Here is a 22,845-nt window from a genome sequence, read left to right on the forward strand (position 1 = left end):
GGATATCGACATGACGATTCAAGGCATAGACCTGTCGTTGATCTGGGGCGTGATCATTGCCTTCGGGGTGATGATGTACGTGATCATGGACGGCTTCGACCTGGGGCTGGGGATTCTCTTCCCGCTGATCCCCGATGCCCGGGAACGGGACGTGATGATGAACACCGTGGCCCCGGTCTGGGACGGTAACGAGACCTGGCTGATCCTCGGTGGCGCAGCGCTGTACGGGGCCTTTCCCCTGGCCTACTCGGTGATTCTCGAAGCCCTGTACCTGCCGCTGATCTTCATGCTGGCGGGGCTGATCTTCCGCGGCGTGGCCTTCGAGTTCCGCTTCAAGGCCAGCCCCGAGAAACGGCACATCTGGGATTGGGCGTTCATCGGCGGCTCGCTGCTGGCGACCCTGTGCCAGGGCATCGTGATCGGCACCTATATCAGCGGCATCCCGGTGGTCGATCGGCAGTTCGCCGGCGGCACCCTGGACTGGCTGGCGCCCTTCCCGCTGTTCTGCGGCCTGGGGCTGATCGTGGCCTATGCGCTGCTGGGCAGCACCTGGCTGCTGGTCAAGACCGAAGGCATGCTCGAAGCGCGCATGCGCCACTACACCCGGCCCCTGGCGTTCGCGCTGACCGCGGTGGTGGCGGTGCTCTGCGTGTGGACCGCGCTGCTGCACCCGGAGATCGCCAACCGCTGGTTCAGCCATGCCCATATCGTGATCTTCGGTGCGCTGCTAGTGCTGGGGCTGGCGGCACTGTGCGGGCTCCTGGGCACTTTGCGCCAGCACCATTCCCACTGGCCGTTCGTGTTCACCCTGGTGCTGGTGTTCCTCGGCTACATCGGCCTGGCGTTCAGCATCTGGCCGAACATAGTGCCGCCGTCCATCAGCCTGTGGGAGGCGGCTTCACCGCTGTCCAGCCAGCTGTTCATCCTGATCGGCACCCTGTTCATCCTGCCGGTCATCCTGATGTACACCTGCTGGAGCTACTACGTGTTCCGCGGCAAAGTGAGGATTGGCGATGGCTACCATTGATCGAGCTACACCCCTGCCCTGGCACAAGGCTGTGGCGCAACTGAGCCTGCTGTTCATCGGCGCACTGCTGATGCTCGCCTGCAGCGGCGCACTGATGCTGGAGCTGGCGCATGGATAGGCTATCGACGCGGCCGCCACGGCCGGCATCCACCTGGCAGCGGTTGCTGTGGATGGGGGGTATCTGGCTGGCCAGTGTGGTGGGCCTGGGGCTGGTGGCCGGCGTGTTGCGGCTGCTGATGCAAGCCGCCGGCATGCACAGCCACTGAGCAGGGGCGATAACGCCTGCAACCCCGGCCCGCAATAGCGGGCCGGTTTTTTTTGCGCCTACAGGCCGGTGGGCGCGCGCTCGGCCAGGTCTTCCAGCAGGTCGGCGGAGGGCACGAAGAACAGCCCGCCGGTGACCGCGGTGCTGAAGTCCAGCAGGCGATCGTAGTTGCCTGCAGGGCGGCCGACGAACATGTTCTCCAGCATCTGCTCCACCGGCCGTGGCGAGCGGGCGTAGCCGATGAAATAGGTGCCGAATTCCCCGGCGCCCGGGCGGCCGAACGGCATGTTGTCGCGCAGGATCTTCACCTCCTCGCCGTTCTCTTCCAGGGTGGTCAGGGAGCTGTGTGAGCAGCTGGGTTTCACTGCATCGTCGAGTTCGATATCCGACAGTTTGGTGCGGCCGATGATGCGCTCCTGGGCCTCCACCGTCAGTTCGTTCCAGGCGGTCATGTTGTGCAGGTACTTCTGCACCAGCACGTAGCTGCCATTGCAGAACTGCGGGTCCTCGTCCCCCACCAGGGTGAAATCCACCGCCTCGCGGCCTTCCGGGTTCTCGGTGCCGTCGACGAAGCCGACCATGCTGCGCATGTCGAAATAGCGGAAGCCCTGGACCTCGTCCACCACCTTGATCGAATCCCCCAGGGGCTTGAGCAACTGCGTGGCCAACTCGAAGCACAGGTCCATCTGTTCGGCACGGATGTGCAGCAGCAGGTCGCCGGGAGTCGATGGCGCGCGGCGCCCCTCCACGCCCACCTCGATGAACGGGTGCAGCGACGCCGGGCGCGGGCCGCCGAACAGGCGGTCCCAGGCGCTGGAGCCAAAACCGCAGACACAGGACAGATTGCCCCCCGGGACGCGCTTGCCCACCGAACGGGTCAAGGCGGCGATATCGGCGCACCAGTCGCGCACGGTTTGCGCGGCAGCGGCGCCGGGCGCCAGGGTGGCGACGATGAAGATCGCGCTACGGGTGATGGGATTGCAGATGGCTTGGGGCTCGGGCTTGCGCTCGGCCAGGGAGGACGGCTGGGTCATTATGGGTTCCACAGGCTGCGGTCGGAAAAATCACCGACAGGAAAATAGCAGATTGTGACCTTGGCCAGGGAGATTGCTCCCCCTGGAAGGTGCCGCCCTCCCACTCACCGAATCCCCGGGCCATCAAGCACCTCTAGCCTTGCACAGCGCACGACCCTGTAGCCGCTGCCGAGCCTGCGAGGCTGCGCAAAGGACCGCAGGGCCTTGCTTGGCGATCTACCGTCGGGCATCAGCGTTTTCCGGATCGCCGCGGCCGCTACGCGACCGTGCGCAGCCTGCGGCAGCGGCTGCACGAGTCGCGAGGCGCTGTGGCTCCGTTCAAGCGGGGCTTGAGCGCAACACTCGCACCGGCACCGATTTGTAGGACGGCGTGCCGCTGTCCACGTCCAGGTAGTCCAGGGGCACCAGGCGGTTGGCTTCGGGGTAGTAGGCGCCCACCGTGCCATTGGCGATCTTGTATTCGATGGCGGTGATCTTCTCGTAGCGCAGCCGGCGCCCGCCGATCACCGTTTCGATGTCCACCAGGTCGCCATGGGCCAGGCCCCGGGCGGCCAGGTCCGCCGGGCTGATGAACAGCACGTCGCGGCGGCCGAACACCCCGCGATAGCGGTCGTCCAGGGCGTAGATGGTGGTGTTGTACTGGTCGTGGCTGCGCAGGGTGATCAGCCGCAGCACATCGGCGCCGTCCACTTCCTTGTCCTCATGCAGCCCGGGAAAGACGAAGAATTCGGCCTTGCCCGAGGGCGTCAGCCACTGCCGCTCGGCTGCCGCCAGGGGCATGCGGAAACCACCCGGCACGCGAATGCGGGCGTTGTAGTCGTCAAAGCCGGGCACGGTCTGTTCGATCAGGTCGCGGATCTTGTCGTAGTCGGCCACCAGCTCCAGCCAGGGCACGCGGCTGCCCGGCAGGGTGGCCCGGGCCATGCCGGCGACGATCGCCGGTTCCGACAGCAAAAACTCGGAGGCCGGCGCCAGCTTGCCGGCCGAGGCATGCACCATGGACATCGAGTCTTCGACGGTGATCGCCTGACGCAGGCCGTCCTGCATATCCAGCTCGGTACGGCCCAGGCAGGGAAAGAGGAAGGTTTCCCGGGCCACCAGCAGGTGGCTGCGGTTGAGCTTGGTGGCGATGTGCACGCTCAGGTCCAGCTTGCCCATGGCCGGGAAGCACTGGCCCGGGTCCGGTAGGGCCACGGCAAAGTTGCCCCCCAGGCACAGCAGGGCCTTGGCGCTGCCGGCGATCATCGCCTGCATGGCTTGCACCGCATCGTGACCGTGATGCGCCGGCGGGGTGAAGCCGAAGGTCTGCTGCAGCTTGTCGAGAAAGGCCGGGGAAGGCTTCTCGGTAATGCCCACGGTGCGGTTGCCCTGCACGTTGGAGTGGCCGCGCAACGGGCAGATCCCCGCCCCCGGCTTGCCCAGGTTGCCCCGCAACATCAGCAGGTCGCAGATCAGCCGGACATTGGCCGTGCCTTCGTTGTGCTGGGTGATGCCCATGCCGTAGGTGACGATGGTGGCGTTGGACTTGGCATAGGCCGCGGCGACCATTTCCAGGTCCGCCTGGTGCAGGCCGCTGGCCTGCTCGATGTCTGCCCAGGCGGTGGCATGCAGGTCCGCCGCCAGGGCCTCGAAGCCCTGGGTGTGCTCGGCGATGAATGCCTGGTCCAGGACTTGCCCCAGGCTGTCCTCCAGGGCCAGCAGCGCCTTCATGATGCCCTTGATCGCCGCCGCGTCGCCGCCGGCCTTGACCTGGAAGTACGACGAGGCGATGCGGGTGGAGCCGTAGGTGGCCATCTCCACCATGTTCTGCGGGTCGGCGAACCGCTCCAGGGCACGCTCGCGCAAAGGGTTGAAGACCATGATCGGCACCTTGCGCCGCGAAGCTTCATGCAGGGTACCCATCATACGCGGGTGGTTGGTGCCGGGGTTGTGGCCGATGGAGATGATCAGCTCGCAGAGGTCGAAGTCCTCCAGCGACACCGTGCCCTTGCCGATGCCAATGGACCGCGGCAGGCCGACGCTGGTGGGCTCGTGGCACATGTTCGAGCAGTCGGGAAAGTTGTTGCAGCCGTATTCCCGGGCGAACAGCTGGTACAGGTAGGCCGCTTCGTTGGACGCGCGCCCGGAGGTGTAGAACTCCACCTGCTCGGGCTGCAGGCTGCGCAGGATCTCGCCGATGCGGGCAAAGGCGTCCTGCCATGCCACAGGCTTGAAGGTGTCGCTGGCGCGGTCGTAGACCAGGGGCTCGGTCAGGCGCCCGAGGTCTTCGAGTTCGTAGTCCGAACGCTGCAGCAATGAGGTCACCGGATGCTGGGCGAAGAACGCCGGGGTGACCCGCTTGTTGGTGGCCTCCCAGGTCACCGCCTTGGCGCCGTTTTCACAGAACTGGAAGGTCGACTTGTGCTCCTTGTCCGGCCAGGCGCAGCCCGGGCAGTCGAAGCCGTCGGGCTGGTTGGTGCGCATCAGGGTCAGCGGCGCCTTGAGGGTGTCCATCTGCTCGCGCACCGCGGTCGCAGTGGCCTTGAGCGCGCCCCAGCCACCGGCGGGACCATCGTAGTTGCGGATTCCGGGAACCTTGCGTCGAGTACTCATGAGCGCTCCAGGGCCGGCCCGGCGCTGCACGACGCGAACCGGTGGTTGCGGGTGACCGAGGCGCGCCAGGGCAGGATGCCCAGGGGCCTGGATCAGGGGGCAAGTGCGCTGGAAAAGCCTCAGCGCAGGGTAAAATCTAGCCCTGCGGGTTGGCCTGTCAAGGCCAGGCGCCGACCGGTACAGGGCCCATGCCAGGGCCCCGGCCAGGCCCGGGGGAGCCTATTGCAGGCCCCCGCCAGAACCTGTAGCGCCTACTGCAAAACGCTGCGCCGGCGCTTGAGGGTCCAGCCCTGCTGCATGCCGGCCGCGGCCAGCAGGATCGCCCCCACGCCCACCCATTGCAGCAGCCCCAGGCGGTGTCCGAAGGCCACCCAGTCGACCAGGATCGCCGCAATCGGGTAGATGAACGACAAGGCGCCGGTCAGGGCCGTCGGCAGTTTCTGGATCGCCCCGTACAGCAGCACGTACATCACCCCGGTATGGAGAATGCCCAGGGTCAGCAGGCTGGCCCAGGCGCTGGCCTGCTGGGGTGGCGCGCCGAGGTTGGCCCAGGGCGCCAGCAACAGCACCCCGGTGCAGACCTGGATCAGGGCGATCAGGTGCGGCGGCGTGCCGCTCAAGCGCTTGATCAGCAGCGCGGCGAAGGCGTACAGCGCCGCCGCGCCCAGGGCCAGGGCAATGCCCAACAGGTAGTCGCCACCCTCCTCGCCCTGGCTGCCGTGGGCACTGACGATGGCCAGCATTCCGGCGAACGACAGGCCCAGCCAGAACAGCTTCTGCGGGGTGATCTTTTCTCCCAGGAACAACGCCCCGAGGGCCACCAGAATGAACGGCTGAACGTTGTACACCGCGGTGCCGATGGCGATCGAAGCCCGGGAGTAGGAGCCGAACAGCAGCACCCAGTTGCCGACAATGGCCACGCCACTGAGCACCGCGAGGATCAAGGCGCGCTTGCTCAGAATGTTCTTACGCAAAAAGCCGAAAGCTCCACAAATCAGCAGCAAGGTCCCGGCGCCGAACAGGCACCGCCAGAACACCACATCCAGCACCGGTTGCCCGGACACCAGGACGAACCAGCCAATGGTTCCGGAAATCAGCATGGCAGCGGTCATTTCCAATGATCCGCGTCGGGTTTGTGCATCCATCATCAGGCTCCTTTGCAAGTGGGCAAATTATGCCCAGCCAGCAGAGCCCATCGCCAGATCAAAACCTGGGCTAGAATCGATTCAGACCTTTTTTATCAAGGCCAAAGAGCCCATTCACCTAACGAGATCGCCATGCTGGATGCCATCGACCAAACCCTGATCAGCGCCCTGATGCAAGACTCGCGACGCTCCCTCAAAGCCCTGGCGCAGATCAGCGGGCTGTCCGCTCCCAGCGTCTCGGAGCGCTTGCGCCGGCTGGAAGAACGCGGCGTGATCAGCGCCTATACCCTGGAGATCGACCCCAGGTTTCTCGGTTACCAGTTGCAGGCCATCGTCCGCATCCGCCCCTTGCCGGGCAAGTTGCAGGAGGTCGAACGGCAGATCCTGGCGATTGCCGAGTTCACCGAATGCGACAAGGTCACCGGCGACGACTGCTTCATTGCCCGTCTCCAGGTGCGCTCCATGGAACAACTGGATAGCCTGCTGGACCACCTCAATCACTACGCCGAAACCAACACCGCGATTGTCAAGAAATCGCCGATCAAACGGCGCCTGCCGCCTCTGGAATAGGCAGCGGTCCGGACCGCTTTCCAGGTCCGAAAAAACGCCCTTCTGCGCCCCGGCGCCTTGGCAGCGCCGGACGGAACGCGAACAGCGAACCCTGCGGCCAGCACTGTTCAGCGCACTGGCTATCTCCCATCTGCTGACCACCGCACAGCTACAGGTATGAGCGCGTCGAAAAGCTGGACAGCCAAAGAAAACCTGGGCAACAAAAAGCCCGCCGAAGCGGGCTTTTTTCAATGGCTCAGCACCTGTGATCAGTCATCGCGACCCATGATGCCGAACAGTTGCAGCAGGCTGACGAACAGGTTGTAGATCGATACATACAGGCTGATGGTGGCCATGATGTAGTTACGTTCGCCGCCGTGGATGATGGCGCTGGTCTGGAACAGGATGCACACCGAGGAGAACAGCACGAAGCCGGCGCTGATCGCCAGTTGCAGGCCGCTGATCTGAAAGAACAGGCTGGCCAGCACGGCGCCCATCAGGACGAAGAAACCGGCGGTGATGAAGCCGCCGAGGAAGCTCATGTCCTTGCGGGTGATCAGCACATAGGCCGACAGACCGCCGAATACCAGTGCCGTCATGGCAAAGGCCGAACTGACCACTTCGGCGCCGCCCTGCATGCCCAGGTAGCGGTTGAGAATCGGGCCGAGCAGAAAGCCCATGAAACCGGTCAAGGCGAAAGCCGACACCAGGCCCCAGGCCGAGTCACGGAGTTTGTTGGTGAGGAAGAACAGACCGTAGAAGCCGATCAGCACCACGAAGATGTTCGGATAACCGACACGCATCTGCTGTGCCACATAGGCCATCACCCCACTGAACGCGAGGGTCAGGGCCAGCAGGCCGTAAGTGTTGCGCAGGACGCGGCTAACCTCTAGCTGCTCGGCCTGCACGCCGTTGTTAACTGCGTAATCCTGTTCGCGCATGGCGACACTCCTGTTGGGGGAAACATTTAGTGGCATGGATGATAACAGAGGCTCTGTAACTCGCGACGCAGAGAGTTTGACAGTGTGTTTCATTCGGGTATTATGGCGCCCGCAATGCGATCTGGAGGTGTGGCCGAGTGGTTTAAGGCAGCGGTCTTGAAAACCGCCGACTGTAACAGGTCCTAGAGTTCGAATCTCTACGCCTCCGCCAAATCTCAACGAGAAAGCCCTGATTTTTCAGGGCTTTTTTGTGTCTGGGGGATTTTCCAGGCGACGCTTCTTGAGCATCGTTACAAAACTATTTGGTAATCGTTACAAAACTATCCCTTCCCCGGCGTCCTGCCAAACAAAAACACCCCCAGTTGCTACTCAACGCGACACCACCACGATTGCGCATATAGAGCTCCGTCGACCTCCTCAACGCCATTGATGTTCATTCCAAGCTGCGCCATGCCGTTGACCTTCGCATCGAGCAGCCGCGGGAACACGTCCGGCCCGGGATCGCTTTTGAATATCCAGGCCTGAACACAAGGTCGTCCCAGCGCCTGACTGTGGCTCTCCAGGATATGGATGTCTCCTTTGACAGGCTGGATCTTGCTGAGCCTTTCTGAAGGTATTGCTGCGCCACGCTCCCTGCGGCGAACGATAAGAAAATTCATGGGGGGATCACGCCAAAAACTGTATATGCGAACAGTATTTCACCACTTGGCGTGCAATTCAGTTGATGCCGACAGACGGAGCTATGCTTTCTCCTCGGCAGGGAGAAACGTCTATGTGCGGACGACTTTCGCAATACCGCGGCATCCACGACTTCGTCGCAGCCCTGAGCATGCCCGGGGCCCTGATAAATAACGTCGGTGATCAGCCCCAGGGACGCTACAACGCGGCGCCGACGATGCAGCTCGCCCTCTTCCACGTCGCCGACGACGTGTTACACGCTGACACCGTGCGCTGGGGTTGGCGGCCACACTGGGCCAAAGATCGCGCTGCACCGATCAATGCCCGCGTCGAGAAGGTCGCCCACGGGCCCTTCTTCCGCCAGATCTGGCCGCACCGGGCCATATGCCCAATCGACAACTGGTTTGAATGGGTGGACGAAGGCGGCCCGAAGAAGCAGCCCTACCTGATCCGGCACCGTGACGGCTCGCCGATTCTCTGTGCCTCGATCGGACAGCTGCCCGACCCGGACCAGGGCGAGCACGACGGCTTTGTGATCATCACAGCCGACAGCGCCGGCGGCATGGTCGATATTCACGACCGCCGGCCGGTGGTCCTGGCGCCGGACCTGGCCCGGGAATGGCTCGACCCGGCAACGCCCAAAGAGCGCGCCGAACAGATGGCCCTACACCAGGGAGAGGCCGCCGAAGCCTTCGAGTGGTTCAAAGTTAGCGCCGCCGTCGGCAATGTCAGGAATCACGGCGCGGAACTGATCGATCCCATGACCAAGCCCGCCGGGGGCGATGTGGTGAACAACGGCTGATCATTGACAGGCTGATACAGTCGCGACCAGAAGCGGCTCGTACCCGATCCGCTGCCGGCGCTCGGCCAGCAACACTTTCATCTGAATCTCAAGCATTTCGTTCTCTAACACCCTACCAACCGAATAAAACTTCTTATTCCCACACTCTCAAGCCCCACAGTCTGTATAGCTAAAATTTCCGTTCCGACAGATAGCAATCTTCGTAATTGATTATTTTCTAGTGTTTATTTCATTGCTGGAGCAAAGCTTGGAGCCCGCCCACACTCATCAAACGAGCCCTCAACCTGAGAGATGCTCGCAATCTGCACCGCACTTCTATCGCGCAACTGAGACTATAAATTTCAAAAAAAAGAGATCAGCCTAGAACTAGAAACAATCGACAACTAGGCCAAACCCAACCAACCAGCAAGGAACGCTTCTTCTATGGAAGTTCCTAGACTGCGACACTTCCATTACCACTGGCGACCAGATCAATAGCATTATCTCCACGCAGGAGAATATTAATCACGAGCGCTTAATACCTGCGACAGAAAATAACAACAACTCATTCCAAAGCAACCGGAGAGCTATATCATGGGCGCATCTGAAAAGTTTTATCTAAACATTGCCAATCAATCAAAAAGCAAAACACTAATTTTTAAAAATATTCACTTTGACTGGGGGAGAGAGACAAGCCCCCCTATAGTTAAAGTCCCTCCCAAAAAAACAGTTCAAGTCTTAGTTGCTCAAGGCAGAGATAACACTTCCTCAGGCACAGAGGGTTATATTATTTACGAAATTGAAGGTCTTCCTGGCCGATGGGTAAAAGCATCATGGGATGTGCCTTGGAAATCAGGAGCTACAAATACATGCTCCCTTAGCACAAGCGATGACAACACCGAAGAAGACACTGATGGAACTATCCTTTGGGAAAACGAAACATCTTCAACCAGCAGTGGCACAAGCTTATCAGTAATAGTTAAATTTGGATTTGTAATAGAGCTATGAGAGCGATACAAAAGCCACTTAAGTACCTTGTAAGCGTCATATAATTATTAGCCCGGCCCAGCGCCGGGCTTCTTGTTCCTGCACGACATGGTCTCACTTCCTCAGGCCATCATAGGCCTGCTCACAAGTCACTCCCCTGCTCCGGATTTGATCAGCATCTGCTGCCAGCTGGCCCGCTCGGTCGTCAGCGCGCTTGAACAGCTCGGCAAGCACCAAGGCTGTGCGGGTTGCTGCCTGGCTTGCGGCGGCAGTGCAGGAATTGCTGCTGGCCGAACGCTTGAGGCGCTCGGTGAGATCATCGACTGTCCGCTGCAGGCTCCCAGCAGCAGCGCGAGCAGTAACAGCGTCAGCGACCGCACTATCGATTTTCCGTTGTCCATCCTGTACCGCCTTGTTGATTGAGTTCTGCCGATCCTGTTCTTTGTCGCGCTCTGCGCGCTCATCGATGGCCCAAGCCTGCTTATCGCCGGCGTCACGCGCATTCCAGCGCGCCTGCCACTCTGCGCTCTCGATCGACCGTCCGTGCTGATAGATCCCCCAGTAAGAGGCAAGTACCAGCACCAGCAGGCCGCCACGTAACAGCCAGGCGCTCACGCCAGCACCTTCAAAGCCAGCTCGTAGAGTGCTTTCCGTTCCACGGCACCATTTGGCACCCGGCCTGGCTGTCCGGTGTTGATGACACTGCCGATGTCCTGGATGCGGCCGGCGTCGGCCAGCTCGTTCAGGCCATGGGTTGACCACCACCAGGCTGCGGACTGGACTGCCTGCTCTGGTTGCTCCAGCAGTTCGGGCTGGGCTTCAAGCGGCAGGCCCAGGCCACCGGCTGCAGCGCGATAGTTCGATCTGCCGGTGAGCTGGATCAGACCCCGACCGCGAAACCGCCAGCCATCGCCGGAGGCCTCCGGGCCGTTACCCATTCGGCCGCCGTAAACGCGGTTGGCGATCTTCTCGGGCTGGCGAGCGCAGGCGGCAGCGGTCTGCGCGGTGAACCGGTTGGGCCAGGTTCGCACCAACGCCTCGGCACTGTAGTTCAGGTTTTCAACCAGGCGCCGCAGCTGACCCGACTCATGCCCGATCTGGGCGATGAACGCAGCCTGTCGCACGCGGGAATCGACCTTGAAGCGGGCCATGGCGCGGTTGAGCGCAGGAACAAAAACGCCCGCGACTGGGCGGGCGTTCGGGAGGATCTGCAGCAGCTGCTGCTCGGTGAGTGGCATTGTGTTTTCTCCAGGCAATAAAAAACCCGCGTATAGCGGGTGATGGTGCATCAAGGGTATGTGTTGGTTAGCGAATCAGTAACCGGTGACGTCGATGATTGTTACGCTGGCCTGAAACTGGGAGAAGTTGTACTCGGCGAATCCCTGACCATCCCACGGGCGGTTGATGTTCGCCACGATTCCGCTCCTATGCTCCCAGGTGTTGTCGGTCGGCGTGATGATGAACGTCGACTTGACGTCCTCGATAACGATAGTGCCGTTTGGGCCTGTCCTCTGCTTCCTTGCTCCATACCCTCGCGTGTTCTGGATCAGAGCGCACTTTCGCCCAACTTGTATGCTGCCGGTGTTTGCTCCCGGAAGAGCTGAGCTGTTCAGAATCCGGATGTACTTGCGCAGCGAGTTGTAGACGGTCTCCCCGGTGTGCCTGTTCCGGATACGCATCCCGGGCTTGCCGCCCTCATCGCTGTTCGGCGTGCCGAAGATGTAGTAGTCAGCAAAGCCTTGGGGGGCGCCGGTATTGGTTACAGAAAAAATCCTGACGTACTGCCCATTCATGACGTAAAAGGTTGGATTGTTGCCTCTGATCGCAACTATCTGCGGCGTGCTCGATTGAGGCATAGGGACGTCAGTGTATTTTATGTTGCCGAACTCGCCGCTGGTCGCCGGAACGACCCGGCCTTGACTCAGCAGGCAATGATTCCGGAATCGGCTATCAATCTGGATAGCCCTGTTTTGGTTCCTTACCCTAAAACCAATCTCGCTCAAGAGACACCCCACAAGATTTTTACGGAAGTCCGTGCGCCGTACACATTCGGAAAGCTCCAGGACAGCCTATTGCCGCTGATCGAGGGGATCGGCCGAACAAAGTTCGTCCAAAGGTTCGGCCGCGGGTCAATCACGACATAGAAAGGCTCGCCCAGCAGGAGGTTGTCGTCCGTGATCGCCCCATCTGCTGTCCCGCTATCCAGGACCCCGAGCTGTCGCGTCAGGCGATCGGTCACTTCTATGGTGACCTCCCCGGTAACCCTATCCCTGACCCTGAACCCAAAGGTCACGACAGAAGACCCAGTTCTACGACCTGGACGCCGGTCTCGGTATCGGTGAGATAGACGCCCCGATCCATGATCTGGAGCCTGTAGCCAACTCCGTTTCCGTTGATATCAAGAGTGCCGTTTTTGTTCATTTTCCAGCCCCTTTGCCCTTCGATATAGCCATCTGACTCGATGTAGTCACCTATTTTTGCGTTTGTGATAGTGCCGTCTTGAATGAATGCAGTGTCGATATAGGCGGCATTGTTTTGAACAACAAATGGGTAATAGATCTCCGCAGCGTTCGGGTCGACAATTGCAAATCGGCTTGCGGCGATCAGCACCTGGCTGGTGATGATCCCTTCGTTGTTCTCCACCCCGACACCGATGCCGGCCAGATAGGGCTTATTGTCCACGGTGAGCTGCGTCTTGATCGAGTACATCGCAGCGAGCTCTGTCTTGACCTGTTCGATCTCAACCGACGCGCCACCGCCGGAGTCAATCTTCTCGAGCAGGTGCTGGCTCAACTGCGTCTCGGTGATCTGGTCGTTCAGGTACTCGAGGATCGGCCCGGCATCGGAGGACGACTGCCCGGTGACCGGCCCGCGGAAATCCCCTACGTTGCCGATGCGGTCCACCAGACGCGCCCAGAAGTAAAACCGAACCCCGGAAGCCAGGCCCATAATTGTCAGGTCTGTCTGCGGATAGGCGTAGTCTCCGAACTTGGTCGCCGTGGCCACCTGGTTGGTCTGGCTGTACCAGATTTCGGTGCGCTGCACGTCCGCGGTACTGAGCCCCGAGGGAATGCCCCAGGCCAACTTGATGCCGAACACGATCGACTCGGCGGTGAAGGACGACGGCACCGGCGGCGGCGTGGTCTTGCCGTTCAGCACGGTCTCGACTGAGGTCGCGAACACCGACCCGATGTCGAGCGAGTTGATGGCCCGCACCTTGGCCACATACCGCCCCGCATAGATCCCGCTCACATCGATGGACGTGGTGCCCGTGCGACCAGCAAAGATCCAATCGCCGTCGTTCTTGCGCCAGTAGACCTCGTAGGCAATCGCCGCCTCGGGCTTCTCCCACTCGATGGTCATGACGCTGACCGCGCTGCCCTGGTCGACGAAGTGGTCATTGCTCAGCGTTACGTTCGCCGGCGGCCTCTGGACACTCGGCGGGATCACCGTCACCGGCGGCCGCTCGATGCGCGTGCCGTTGTCGATTGCGCCGTACTTGCTCGCGTTGTGGCGTACCGCGCTGATCGTGAACTTGATCTCGGAGTCGGAAAAGTCCTCAGCCACGGACATGACGCGAAACAGCTGCGTGGCCAGGGTTGGAGAGTCTATGGCCCACATCGAGTGCTGGGGCGGCAATTCATCCAGCTTCTTCTCCAGCACCACCTGCTGGACTTCAGCAGGAAACCCGGTGGTATCCATTGTCACGCGGCCGCTTGACCACTTGATCCCCTTGCGGTCCCAGGTCAGCGGATACCCGACCGATTTGATCTTGCGGGAGACAGCAGTGCCCGTGGGCATGATCACTGTGATGGTGTCGCCGGGGTATGCCTTCACGTCGGCATCCAGTACCAGGCTATCGAGCGTGGAAGAGCGCAGGCGCCCACCAATCCGGCGCCCTGCCCGATCATTGTCCGCGATGCGGATAATCTGCCCGGGGCGCGCCAGGGTGCCGTCCAGGCCCACGGAGAACCCCACGCTTTCGGTTTCCAGGCGGTTGGTCAGCAGCGCCCACTTGCCGATGCGCTGAGCTTGAGCCTGGGACGTGCAGCCGGTGGCGGTGATCTCGGTTTGCTGGATGCCGTAGCGGGTGATGCCGGCCTGGTCGTCGACATACTCAACCTTTTGCCGGTAGAAGTCGGCCGGATCGTTCCAGCTCACCAGAGCCACGGTGTAGCGGGTCTTCTTCGCAGAGCCGAAATAGCCAAACTTGCCGTCGATCACGTTGGCATTCGAGTAGGTGTACACCGGGTCTTCCGGGATATCGGCAATGGCCATCACCGAGCCAGCGGCCCAATAGGCCATTCCGCGAAAGGTGGTGGCCAGGTCTTGCAGCACGTCGAGAGCGTTCGACCTGGTCTGCAGGAACAGATTGCAGGTAAACCGCGGCTCCATGCCGCCCTTCCCGTCCGGGACCGACTGGTCGCAGTACTGGCCGATGCGGTACAGCTCCCACCGATCCACCTGGCCTTCGTTCAGCAGGTGGCCCAGGCCATAGCGGAAGTGCAGCAGCAGGTCGTAGAAGATCCAGGCCGGGTTGTCGGTCCAGGCCGTCTTGAACGAACCATCCCAGACGCCGGAGTACAGCCGGCTTTCTGGGTCGTAGTTGCTCGGCACCCGAATGATCCGGCCGCGCAGGTCGAAGGACCTGGTGGGGATCGACTGGAACTGGGAGGCATCGAATTGCAGGCCAACGACAGCGGAACCTGGATAACGCAGCTTGGCGTCGATGATCTCGGTGATGGCGTCGATGTTCGTGGTGTCAGCGATCACGCTGCTGGTGCTGTTCGGAGTTAGGCGCGTCACTCGGACCTGCCAGTTGCTGCTCGCCGGCGGCAAGTCCACCCGGTGGGAGCGCTCGTACTTGGTCGAGGTCTTGCCGCTGAACGCCGAGGCGAGCACCTGGACATAGGCCCCGCCGTCGGTGGAAACCTCGATCTTGTACTGCACGGTGTAGCCGTTGGTGTCGCCGTTGCTGGTGTTGGTCTGGGCCAGGCGCGGGGTAGACAAACGCACGCGCACGGCCGACAGCTGCAGGTTCTGCACAGCGCGAACCCAGGGCTGGCCATACTTCAGCTCAACCCCTACCGCAATTTCACTTTCGACCGCCGGAAAGCCCGGGATATGCAGCTGATCCTGGCTGCCGGTGCGGGCGTCCAGGGTGACGCCGCTGAAATTACGGGTGCCGTCGGCATTGGCCAGGGGCGTCTCGTCGAGGTAGACCGAGCGCTCGCCCGCGACCAGGCCCTGGATCTCGCCTTCGCTCACCAGGTCAAGGATCCGCGCATACGCGGTACTTTGCAGGCTGTCGGGGGCCTCAACGGACGGCCGCGGCTTCGACTCGCCTCCTTTGCTGCCGGTGATGATCTGGTTGTTCATGGCTTTCCTTCAGACAAAAAAATACCCGCACTCGGCGGGCCTGGTGGCGGGTTCGGTTTACATCTGGTCTTCGGAGTAGATCCCGGCGCTGATCACCGCGCTGCCGACGATCATCCGGCCGTAGAGCAGCGGGACAGGGTTGCCCTGGACGCTGGTGTTTACGGCGCCGTTGAAGCTGTAGCTGGGCCGGTTGTTGGGGGTGTCTTGGGTGCCCAGGCCTTTTGCTTGGGGGCTGAGCATCTGGATCACGCCGCCGGCCAGCATCGCGATGCCTGCAGGTAGAAGAGGCGAATAAACCAAGCCAACCACAACGAGCACTGCACCGACGATTGTTTGCAGCAGGCCGGCTCGCTTTGACCCAGCGATCACCGGGACGATCCGGATCACATTCCGACCGGTTGGCTTCCCGAGATCATCCTGAGAAACATTCTCCCGGCCATTGAAGACCGCATAGCGCAGCCCCTTGCGGGAGCTTTCAGCCATGTGTTTCTCGAATCCTGGGAACTGCTTGAAATACCCTATGATGTCCCGCCACCCGCCGCGGGTAATCATTCTGTGTCGGCGGCCAAATAGCCTTGCCAGGGAGCCGGACAGCATCACTGTCTGCATTTTCTCAACTGATTGAGCCATTGCCATTCCTCATTGCTTTGTGTGCCGCCAGTAGCCGACGGTGACCTCGCGCCAGTAGCCGCCGTAGGTGTCGCGCTTGCTGTCCCGGTTGTAGAGGTGGTGCAGGATCGACCCCGGCGCCGGGAAATGCTCGGGCTCGGTCTTCAGCACGCCATCGGCCAGGTATACCCCGGCGTGGTTCGGCACCTTCGACCGAATCTGCATCAGCACGATGTCGCCGTGCTGCGGTGCACTGACCTGGCTGAATCCGGCCGCCGGCAGGTTCTCCAGGTACAGATTCCCGCCCTTCTCCCACCAGCCATCCTCCCGTTCGTACTGACCCAGGTCGATGCCCATTTCGCGACAGTAGAAGTCGAGGATGATGCTCAGGCAGTCGTGCACGCCGTGGGCGAACTTGCGGCCGATCAGCGGGGCCTGATAACCGTCCGGCGCGAAGCTCACAAGCTCGCCTGGGCGCACCTGTTCGTCATCGCCCTTGCGGACCTCAAGGATGTGCCAGGGAAGCCCGGAGGCCTCGCAGGACACGCGATCTGCCTCACTGGGTGCTGCTGGGTGGTCTGGGTGGCTATGCACGACCGCCAGCACCTGGCCGCGGTCCTCGGCGGCGGCGAAGTCCTCGGGCGACAGGCGGAAGTGCTCGCTGGGCGTCGAAGCCGTGTTGCGGCAAGGCACATAGACCTCCTTTCGCCCCTCACGAATCACCAGGCCGCAGCACTCGCGCGGGTACTCAGCCAGCGCATGCCGCTCGATGGCGGCGCGGGTGGACTTGTTCATGATCAGCTCCGAAGCAGGCCTGCGGCCGGGAATGAGCCATACGGCAGAGGGTTGTTCTCGCCAAAGCGAAGCTTGCAGCTGCTCAAGCGCCCGCCGCATTTGTCCTTGGCGGCATCGGTGGTGATGATGTCGTTCTCATCGGCCACGGGCCCACCGTTGTAGCCGCAGTAGGGCCCGCGGTAACCGCCGCAACTGAGCCACCAGCAGACGTTGGCCACGATCTGCCGGCGCGGCAGCTGAACCCCGGCGAAGTCCAGGGCCGAGGCCAGTTCGAACTGCACCGTTTCGTTGTTCTCGGCAGCCTTGCGCTCGACATACCAGATGTCCGGCGGTAGCTCTTCGTCGGGGTCCGCCTCCGGCTGGCCATCAAGGTACTTGCCCAGCGTCCGGTGCCGGATCAACTTCGCCCCCACCAGGTCCTCGAAGTACAGCACCAAGGCCGTGATGAACCCGCCGACGTTGCCGACAGACAGGGTCGGCATCGGCTGCGCGCCCTGCCCCGTCATTTCGAAGCCCTCGGCCTTGATTGGCCAGGGCGAATACTCCTCGCCCTGCCAGTAGATCGACGACTGCTGCGGGTAGCCGTGAAAGCGGTACAGCTCGGCGCCCAGTGCGGTAGCGTCGAGCTCGAAAAGCTCCACCCACGCGCCAGGCTCCAAGGTCTGGATATCGGCCGTAATTGGCATCGTGTTTCCTCAAGGCAAAAAAAATCCCGCTCGTTGGCGGGGTTCGAAAACTTACTCCGGCCGCTGCGGGCGACGCTCCGGATCAGGGAAGTCGGAGCCGCCTTTCGCCCAGGTTCTGAGCTGGCCGCGATATGTGAGCCACTGCTTGCGCGTACCAGGCAGCAGGTCGGCAACGTCAATCCCCGCTTCCGCCTCTTCCAAGCGATCAAGCTGCTTTGCCACCTCCTCCAGCTCCTCAGCTATCCATGCCACATCCGCTACACCTTGCTTGTACGCTGAGGGGCCCCAGCCTGGGAAAAGCCAAACCTGGTCGAAGTATTCCGGCGTGCCCTCCACCGCAATTCCGCCTTCCGGCGCTGGTCCGTTGGTCTTTATGATCTGCACCCCGTCCTTGTCAACGTAGAGGATTGATGGATCTTGAGGTGGAGGGCTGATTTCCAGGTCTTCAATTTTAGGCGGCTGCACGGATAACAATCCTCCAATTCGCAGGGGTGAGGTTGGCTGACGCACCTGTCTGGGCGTCAAGAACGGTTAGTCCGGTGGATGCCACCTTGATGAATATCAGCGATCCGTTAGCCCCGATTGAATAGCCAGATGCTGGTAGCACATGAATGCCAGCGGACCATGACGCTTGATCTACGATAGGAACCGCAAAGAGCTGCATGCTGGTGGGAATAGCGCCGAGACCGTGCTGGATACTCTGGAGTAGGCCGTTGGTGTACGTCAGTCCGTCGCTCTGGTAGCGCTTTGTAGGGTAGTACCACTCCCAGCCGCCCACGGAGCCATTAATGCTTGCGCGCGTAGCCATTGCGCCGCCTGTTAATGGGCGCGCAAGCATTGTCCAGCCGGTCGGGTCATACCAGCTCATCTCAAGTGTTCCGTAGAATCCAGCGCCTCCAACGGTTTCCGGAGTGACGATGTACTTACCACTGGCTCGCAGCACGTTGATATCGGAGATATACCCAACCCCGTCGGTGGGGCGCCCTCCCCTGGGATCCGACCCTAGGCCGTAATCACTGGCCAACATAACCCTTCGAGGTGTCTGCCAGGAGTCCGTGTAGCGCTGGAATGTCAGGATGTCGGCATCATGGTCGGTCATGATTCGAGTGCGGCGAGCTCCACTGCCGATCATGGTTATTACCTGACCTTTGCGACCAGTCGGGAACCCTGGAGTTGTTTCGTCGTATCCACCGAAGCCTGTAACGTCATCAGATGCTGCGGCGACTCCCTTAGACCCTAAGCCGTAGTCCCCGGTTACCAGGGCGCTGCCGAGCTTGGTTTTCTCGGCAGTTGTAAAATCGTTTGAGGACAGACCTTTACCTTTCACGGGCTCAACGAATTCCGGAAGCTGAGGCACCGGAACTTTCCCGTTGACCAACTGCGCGACCGTTGCTCCGAGGGCTGACCTTGGCAATGCAGCATCGGCCACTGCTTTTGCCGCCGCGGCGGCATCCTGTGCTTTTGCCGCATCCGCTACACCTTTATCGGCCTTCGCCTTGGCTACAGCAGCGTCCGCCATACCCTGATCAGCCTTCGCCTGCGCTGCCTCTGTGCGCGTATCAAGCTCCGCGAAGTTCTCGTTAATGATGACCCCGCCGTCACGAAGCGTGTCGCCGGTCTCGTCGTTCGCCTCCTCGCCTACATCGATTAGCCGAATGCTCATGGGTGAAATGCCTGTTCGAAGGTTGCGGTCAGGGTGTAGGCATCGCCCCCCATGGCCTTGGGTTGATACTCGGAGCATCGATAGAGCATTTGATCGCCCAGTGGGTCAGACCAAAAAAAAGGCGTTGCACCGGCATGTCGGTCGAGAAACGCCATGATCTCCTTGATGCGCGTCTTCTGGCCCGTGAACGTCAGGGGCCAAGACTGCGAGCGGTTGTTGATTCCGTCCTGGGCCCGCTGCTCGTAACCATCGCCGAACTTGGCCGACTTGGTTCGAAACGCAATGGTCGCCGCAGGATCGTTGTTCGGCTTCCAGGTGAAGGTTTCAGTTGCCATATTTTTCTCCAGGCATAAAAAAGCCCGCCGGAGCGGGCAACACCAATTAACCACGCCCCCTAATGGCCATGTAGATCTGACCTCCTGGTCGAAGGTCCTTCGCGATCTGCTCCTGGGCGCCCTGCTTGGCGGACTTGGCATAGGCCTGGGCCAGAACCTGTCCGTCCGCCTCGCTGGCCCCGCCACTCCCTTCTGGGATGTTGAAGGTCTGCTGAATCACGACTTGGTTGTTGCTTGAGGTTGAATCACCGCCCAACGCTCGAATACCCAACTGGCCGCCGGAGGTCCTGGCCAGCGGCACAATCGCCTCGGGGCCCGCCTCGCCCATCACTCCAGTCTGGCCGCCAGCCATTCCGAAAGCCGTTGGCTTGCTGACCACGCTGTTCGTGAAGGCGCCGCCATTGGCGAACATCTGCACGCCGGCGCCCCAGGCACCGCCGTTGGCCTGATAGCTGGAGAAGTCGACCCCGGTATACCCGGCCTGCGTTGAGCCGGCCGAAGCCGCCCCACCGCCGAAGTACGACCCAGCAGCGGAGGCAGCCATGCCGAACAACGAGCTGAGCGCCGAGGAGCCGGCCTGGCGAACAGCAATGCGCGCCATATCTGCGAGGATCGACTTCGTGAAGTCAGCAAACGACAGCTTTCCGGTCATCGCGAACTGCACAATCGCATCTTCCATGGAGCCGAAGGCGTTGGTGAATAGGCTCTTGGTCTGGCCGGCCACATCCCGCGCCGACTCCAGGTAGTTCTGCCAGGCCGAGGACGCTCCATTCGTCCAGTCGCCCTGGGCAGCCGACATATCGTCGTAGTTGCTGACCACTGTGTCGTGCAGTTTCTGCTGGGTGGCCTCCAGCGCCTGCAGCTTCTGCGTGTACTCGTCGAGGCTCATGCCCCGGGAGCCATCGCCGTACTGGTTGGCCAGATCCAGCTTCTGCTGGTTGATGCGGTCGTCGATCGCGTTCTGCTGGTTGGTCAGGTCGCGCTGGCGATCACCCTGGCCAAGGCCAGCGGCAGCACGCATGCCCTGCTCGCGCAGAGTATCGACTTGCTGCTGCAGGGCGCTGGTGTAGGTCTTGACCGCCAGTTCCTGCTTCTTCAGCCGGCCCTCTTCGTTCTTTGCCAGCACGCTCAGCTCGGTGTCAGCATCCCGCTGAGCCTTGACCATGGCGGCGCGGGCATCGGCGATCTTCTGGTCCAACTGGATGCGCTGGGCGGCAGAGGTGCTGGCCTTACCCTTAGCGGCCTCAAGTGCTGCAATCTCCGCCTCATAGGCCGCCGTGACCTCGTCCCGCTCATTGCCGATCATGGCCTCGCGCTTGAGCAGGTAGTCGGCCTGGGACACCAGCCCCGCCTTCTGCGCTGCGTCCAGTTCCTTCTGGGCGTTTTTGTACTCGGACAGGATACCGGTGAGATTGTTTTTCGAGGTGTTGAAGGCCGTCAGGTCTACCGCGCCGGCGGCAGTCTTCGTGTCCTTGTTCTTGTCCTTGATGTTCTGGATTTGCTTGGCAACGAAATCATCCTGGACCAATGGCGAATCAGGATTTTCTTTGCGAAGTGCCTCAACATCTCTCTTGTACTCTTTGATTAGCTTGTTACGTTTCTCCTCGCTAGATAAGTTTGAATCGTTTAGCGCCTTTAATCTGATCTGTGCGTCAAAAGCGTCTCGACGCAGCTGTTCTTGATCATTGAGCGTTTTAGTTCTCGTTTTATCCGCTTCAATTTGAAGTTCAAGATAGCTGATCTCGCCTGTCACATCTTTGTAGCGAAATGGATCTTCTACCGCCGCATCTCGACCATTAGCAGTCATTTGAGCCAGGCGATCTTGAGCGTCCTTTAGCTTGGTCTCCAGCCCTTTGGCTCGACCTAGACTATTCAGCCCATCCAGCGCCTCACTAGCCTCGCTCTTGATTCCTCGCCACGCTTTCTCCCACAAGCTCAGGTTATTAAGAACCTGAGCAGAGCGACTCTGTACCGTCTCGGCGTAGGTATCGGTCAGAAGCTTAGTTGCTCCAATCTCATTACCCTGCTCCTTGAGCGCAACGATTTGTGAATAAACCGACGCTGTCAGAAAGTGATACTGGTCATTAAGCGTCTTCGCGGCTGCCACAGGGTCTTCGGCAATCCTGATGAACTCAGCGACGGTTGCATCGACCGCCTTACCTGTCGCTTTCTCCATCGAAAGAGCCGCATCAGCAATCTCAACAAAGCTGCCACTGGCTAGCTTTCCACTCCCAGCCATAGATGCTAGAGCATCAGCGGCAGCGCCAGTAGTTCCAACCGTAGAGCTGACCTGGCGAGCCATATCAGCCAGCTGACTCGCACTGGTGCCAGCAAAGTTTCCAGTCAGGATAAGTGACTTATTGAACTCATCCTGCTCTTGGCTACCCTTGTAATAAGCATAAGCCAGTCCGCCAACTGCAGAGGTGACCAGCGCGATTGGCCCAGCAAGAGCAAGAAAACTCGATACGCTTGCACCTGCGCCAATGCCCAGCTGAGTAACTGCGCGAACGCCGCTTGCCCAGTCACCGGACGACAGCGCATTACCAAGCTGCATGATGTTTTCTTGAGCCTGCCGGGTGCCGAGCTTGAGTTTGTCAAATGCTCCAGTGACCTCAGTCACGCCAGCACGATCTTTTCCAACCTTGGCCAGCGCAGCGTTATAAGCCTCGACATCAATTGCGCCGCGCCGAAAGGCTTCGTGTGCTGCATTCTCCTGGGCCTCCAGCTTCGCTAGCTTTGCAGTAAGCGGATCAATACCATTGACTGTGCGTTTCAGTGCTTCGATCTGGCGGTTCTCGGCGTCAATCAGCTTCTGCTTCTGTGCTGCCTCCCTCTCGGCTGCCGCAATCTTCTTCAAGCGAGACGATTCAACCTTGAGCTCGGCCTTTTCGAGAAGCCCCTCGAGACGAATTTGGTCCTCGGTCAAAAGCAAACCTTTTTCTTGTGCCTTGACGTAGAGCTCGTTCGCACGCGAAAGGTTTTCTCTGGAGCCAGAGGCTGCAGCGACAGCTGTTTCGAGCTGCCTTGTAATCGCCATCTCGTACGCTGCGCTATCTCCGCGCTTCTTGCTGGCCGATATTTGGCGCTCTATTGCGGCGGTCGACTTGTCGATCCCTTGAGCTGCTTCTGTCTCGGCCTGAGTGATCTTCTTGCCAGTGCCGGCCAAGTCATCACCAGCCTTTCCGAGACCATCAATAGCCTTTTCAGCTCCCTCGGCCGCGTCGACCAATTTATCCAGGTCATCTGCAGCCTTGACCGCCTGAGACGACTCGACGGAAATGCCCAGGGAGGCGAAGTTAGTGCTCATCAGTTTTCTCCAGGCAATAAAAAACCGCCCGTGGGCGGCTTGTTTTTATAGGGGAGGCGCTCAGTTCTTAGC

General features: G+C 60.8%; 22 protein-coding genes and 1 tRNA gene. 7 read left to right on the forward strand and 16 right to left on the reverse strand.

Features of this window, described 5'->3' with window-relative positions; all coding sequences use genetic code 11:
* Positions 1 to 10 precede the first annotated feature (10 nt).
* From cydB to PFLCHA0_RS31285, 3 genes are read left to right on the forward strand one after another with little or no spacing between them, the layout of a single operon-like run.
* Complete coding sequence (cydB, locus tag PFLCHA0_RS18825) at positions 11 to 1,027, forward strand: cytochrome d ubiquinol oxidase subunit II (RefSeq protein WP_015636145.1); 1,017 nt, start codon at positions 11 to 13, stop codon at positions 1,025 to 1,027.
* Positions 1,014 to 1,145, forward strand: a complete 132-nt coding sequence (locus PFLCHA0_RS32095) for a hypothetical protein (RefSeq protein WP_015636146.1) — start codon at positions 1,014 to 1,016, stop codon at positions 1,143 to 1,145. Before cydB ends, PFLCHA0_RS32095 begins: the two co-directional genes overlap by 14 nt.
* Positions 1,138 to 1,293: a DUF2474 domain-containing protein gene (locus PFLCHA0_RS31285; RefSeq protein WP_015636147.1), complete on the forward strand. Its 156-nt coding sequence runs from the start codon at positions 1,138 to 1,140 to the stop codon at positions 1,291 to 1,293. The genes PFLCHA0_RS32095 and PFLCHA0_RS31285 overlap by 8 nt, the downstream gene beginning before the upstream one ends.
* A 58-nt stretch (positions 1,294 to 1,351) precedes the next feature.
* Here the strand turns inward: PFLCHA0_RS31285 and PFLCHA0_RS18830 are convergent, their stop codons facing one another.
* The 3 genes from PFLCHA0_RS18830 to PFLCHA0_RS18840 form a co-directional block, all read right to left on the reverse strand.
* On the reverse strand, positions 1,352 to 2,326 hold the full coding sequence (locus tag PFLCHA0_RS18830; protein ID WP_015636148.1) for a Dyp-type peroxidase: 975 nt from the start codon (positions 2,324 to 2,326) through the stop codon (positions 1,352 to 1,354).
* A gap of 318 nt (positions 2,327 to 2,644) precedes the next feature.
* Complete coding sequence (locus PFLCHA0_RS18835) at positions 2,645 to 4,918, reverse strand: FdhF/YdeP family oxidoreductase (RefSeq protein ID WP_011062010.1); 2,274 nt, start codon at positions 4,916 to 4,918, stop codon at positions 2,645 to 2,647.
* A gap of 251 nt (positions 4,919 to 5,169) precedes the next feature.
* Complete coding sequence (locus tag PFLCHA0_RS18840) at positions 5,170 to 6,063, reverse strand: DMT family transporter (protein ID WP_011062011.1); 894 nt, start codon at positions 6,061 to 6,063, stop codon at positions 5,170 to 5,172.
* 132 nt (positions 6,064 to 6,195) lie between these two features.
* Between PFLCHA0_RS18840 and PFLCHA0_RS18845 the strand changes: the two genes are divergently transcribed.
* Positions 6,196 to 6,633 (forward strand): Lrp/AsnC family transcriptional regulator, encoded by a 438-nt coding sequence (locus PFLCHA0_RS18845; protein WP_011062012.1) that lies wholly within the window; start codon positions 6,196 to 6,198, stop codon positions 6,631 to 6,633.
* A gap of 248 nt (positions 6,634 to 6,881) precedes the next feature.
* Here PFLCHA0_RS18845 and PFLCHA0_RS18850 read toward each other — a convergent pair whose 3' ends face one another.
* Complete coding sequence (locus tag PFLCHA0_RS18850) at positions 6,882 to 7,553, reverse strand: Bax inhibitor-1/YccA family protein (protein WP_011062013.1); 672 nt, start codon at positions 7,551 to 7,553, stop codon at positions 6,882 to 6,884.
* 123 nt (positions 7,554 to 7,676) lie between these two features.
* Here PFLCHA0_RS18850 and PFLCHA0_RS18855 point away from each other — a divergent pair.
* A tRNA-Ser gene (locus tag PFLCHA0_RS18855) sits at positions 7,677 to 7,764 on the forward strand.
* 154 nt (positions 7,765 to 7,918) lie between these two features.
* Here the strand turns inward: PFLCHA0_RS18855 and PFLCHA0_RS18860 are convergent.
* Positions 7,919 to 8,212: a hypothetical protein gene (locus PFLCHA0_RS18860; RefSeq protein ID WP_041752365.1), complete on the reverse strand. Its 294-nt coding sequence runs from the start codon at positions 8,210 to 8,212 to the stop codon at positions 7,919 to 7,921.
* A 113-nt stretch (positions 8,213 to 8,325) separates the two neighbouring features.
* Here PFLCHA0_RS18860 and PFLCHA0_RS18865 point away from each other — a divergent pair, with 113 nt between their 5' ends.
* The gene (locus PFLCHA0_RS18865; RefSeq protein WP_015636151.1) at positions 8,326 to 9,033 is read left to right on the forward strand and encodes an SOS response-associated peptidase family protein; all 708 of its coding nucleotides are present in this window, start codon (positions 8,326 to 8,328) and stop codon (positions 9,031 to 9,033) included.
* A gap of 573 nt (positions 9,034 to 9,606) precedes the next feature.
* On the forward strand, positions 9,607 to 10,020 hold the full coding sequence (locus PFLCHA0_RS31290) for an aegerolysin family protein (RefSeq protein WP_080644461.1): 414 nt from the start codon (positions 9,607 to 9,609) through the stop codon (positions 10,018 to 10,020).
* 93 nt (positions 10,021 to 10,113) lie between these two features.
* Here PFLCHA0_RS31290 and PFLCHA0_RS18870 read toward each other — a convergent pair whose 3' ends face one another.
* From PFLCHA0_RS18870 to PFLCHA0_RS18925, 11 genes are all read right to left on the reverse strand, one after another.
* Positions 10,114 to 10,614: a DUF2514 family protein gene (locus PFLCHA0_RS18870; protein ID WP_041752366.1), complete on the reverse strand. Its 501-nt coding sequence runs from the start codon at positions 10,612 to 10,614 to the stop codon at positions 10,114 to 10,116.
* Positions 10,611 to 11,237 carry a glycoside hydrolase family 19 protein gene (locus PFLCHA0_RS18875; RefSeq protein ID WP_015636152.1) on the reverse strand — a complete coding sequence of 209 codons (627 nt, stop codon included), beginning with the start codon at positions 11,235 to 11,237 and terminating at the stop codon, positions 10,611 to 10,613. The genes PFLCHA0_RS18870 and PFLCHA0_RS18875 overlap by 4 nt, the downstream gene beginning before the upstream one ends.
* 75 nt (positions 11,238 to 11,312) lie before the next feature.
* Entirely contained in the window at positions 11,313 to 12,002 is a 690-nt protein-coding gene (locus tag PFLCHA0_RS18880; RefSeq protein WP_015636153.1) for a hypothetical protein, read from the reverse strand.
* Between the two features lie 286 nt (positions 12,003 to 12,288).
* Positions 12,289 to 15,378 (reverse strand): TipJ family phage tail tip protein, encoded by a 3,090-nt coding sequence (locus PFLCHA0_RS18890; RefSeq protein WP_015636154.1) that lies wholly within the window; start codon positions 15,376 to 15,378, stop codon positions 12,289 to 12,291.
* A 57-nt stretch (positions 15,379 to 15,435) separates the two neighbouring features.
* On the reverse strand, positions 15,436 to 16,008 hold the full coding sequence (locus tag PFLCHA0_RS18895) for a tail assembly protein (RefSeq protein WP_015636155.1): 573 nt from the start codon (positions 16,006 to 16,008) through the stop codon (positions 15,436 to 15,438).
* A 9-nt stretch (positions 16,009 to 16,017) separates the two neighbouring features.
* The gene (locus tag PFLCHA0_RS18900; protein ID WP_015636156.1) at positions 16,018 to 16,782 is read right to left on the reverse strand and encodes a C40 family peptidase; all 765 of its coding nucleotides are present in this window, start codon (positions 16,780 to 16,782) and stop codon (positions 16,018 to 16,020) included.
* A gap of 2 nt (positions 16,783 to 16,784) precedes the next feature.
* A complete protein-coding gene (locus PFLCHA0_RS18905; RefSeq protein WP_015636157.1) occupies positions 16,785 to 17,468 on the reverse strand; it encodes a phage minor tail protein L in 684 nt (227 codons plus the stop codon).
* A gap of 51 nt (positions 17,469 to 17,519) precedes the next feature.
* A complete protein-coding gene (locus tag PFLCHA0_RS18910; RefSeq protein ID WP_051167112.1) occupies positions 17,520 to 17,933 on the reverse strand; it encodes a hypothetical protein in 414 nt (137 codons plus the stop codon).
* On the reverse strand, positions 17,920 to 19,131 hold the full coding sequence (locus PFLCHA0_RS18915) for a hypothetical protein (RefSeq protein WP_015636158.1): 1,212 nt from the start codon (positions 19,129 to 19,131) through the stop codon (positions 17,920 to 17,922). Before PFLCHA0_RS18915 ends, PFLCHA0_RS18910 begins: the two co-directional genes overlap by 14 nt.
* Positions 19,128 to 19,466, reverse strand: coding sequence for a phage tail protein (locus PFLCHA0_RS18920; RefSeq protein WP_015636159.1), 339 nt, complete (start codon positions 19,464 to 19,466; stop codon positions 19,128 to 19,130). Before PFLCHA0_RS18920 ends, PFLCHA0_RS18915 begins: the two co-directional genes overlap by 4 nt.
* 46 nt (positions 19,467 to 19,512) lie before the next feature.
* Complete coding sequence (locus PFLCHA0_RS18925) at positions 19,513 to 22,773, reverse strand: phage tail tape measure protein (protein ID WP_015636160.1); 3,261 nt, start codon at positions 22,771 to 22,773, stop codon at positions 19,513 to 19,515.
* Between the last annotated feature and the right edge of the window lie 72 nt (positions 22,774 to 22,845).

It is taken from the genome of Pseudomonas protegens CHA0, from assembly GCF_000397205.1.
Classification (GTDB): domain Bacteria; phylum Pseudomonadota; class Gammaproteobacteria; order Pseudomonadales; family Pseudomonadaceae; genus Aquipseudomonas; species Aquipseudomonas protegens.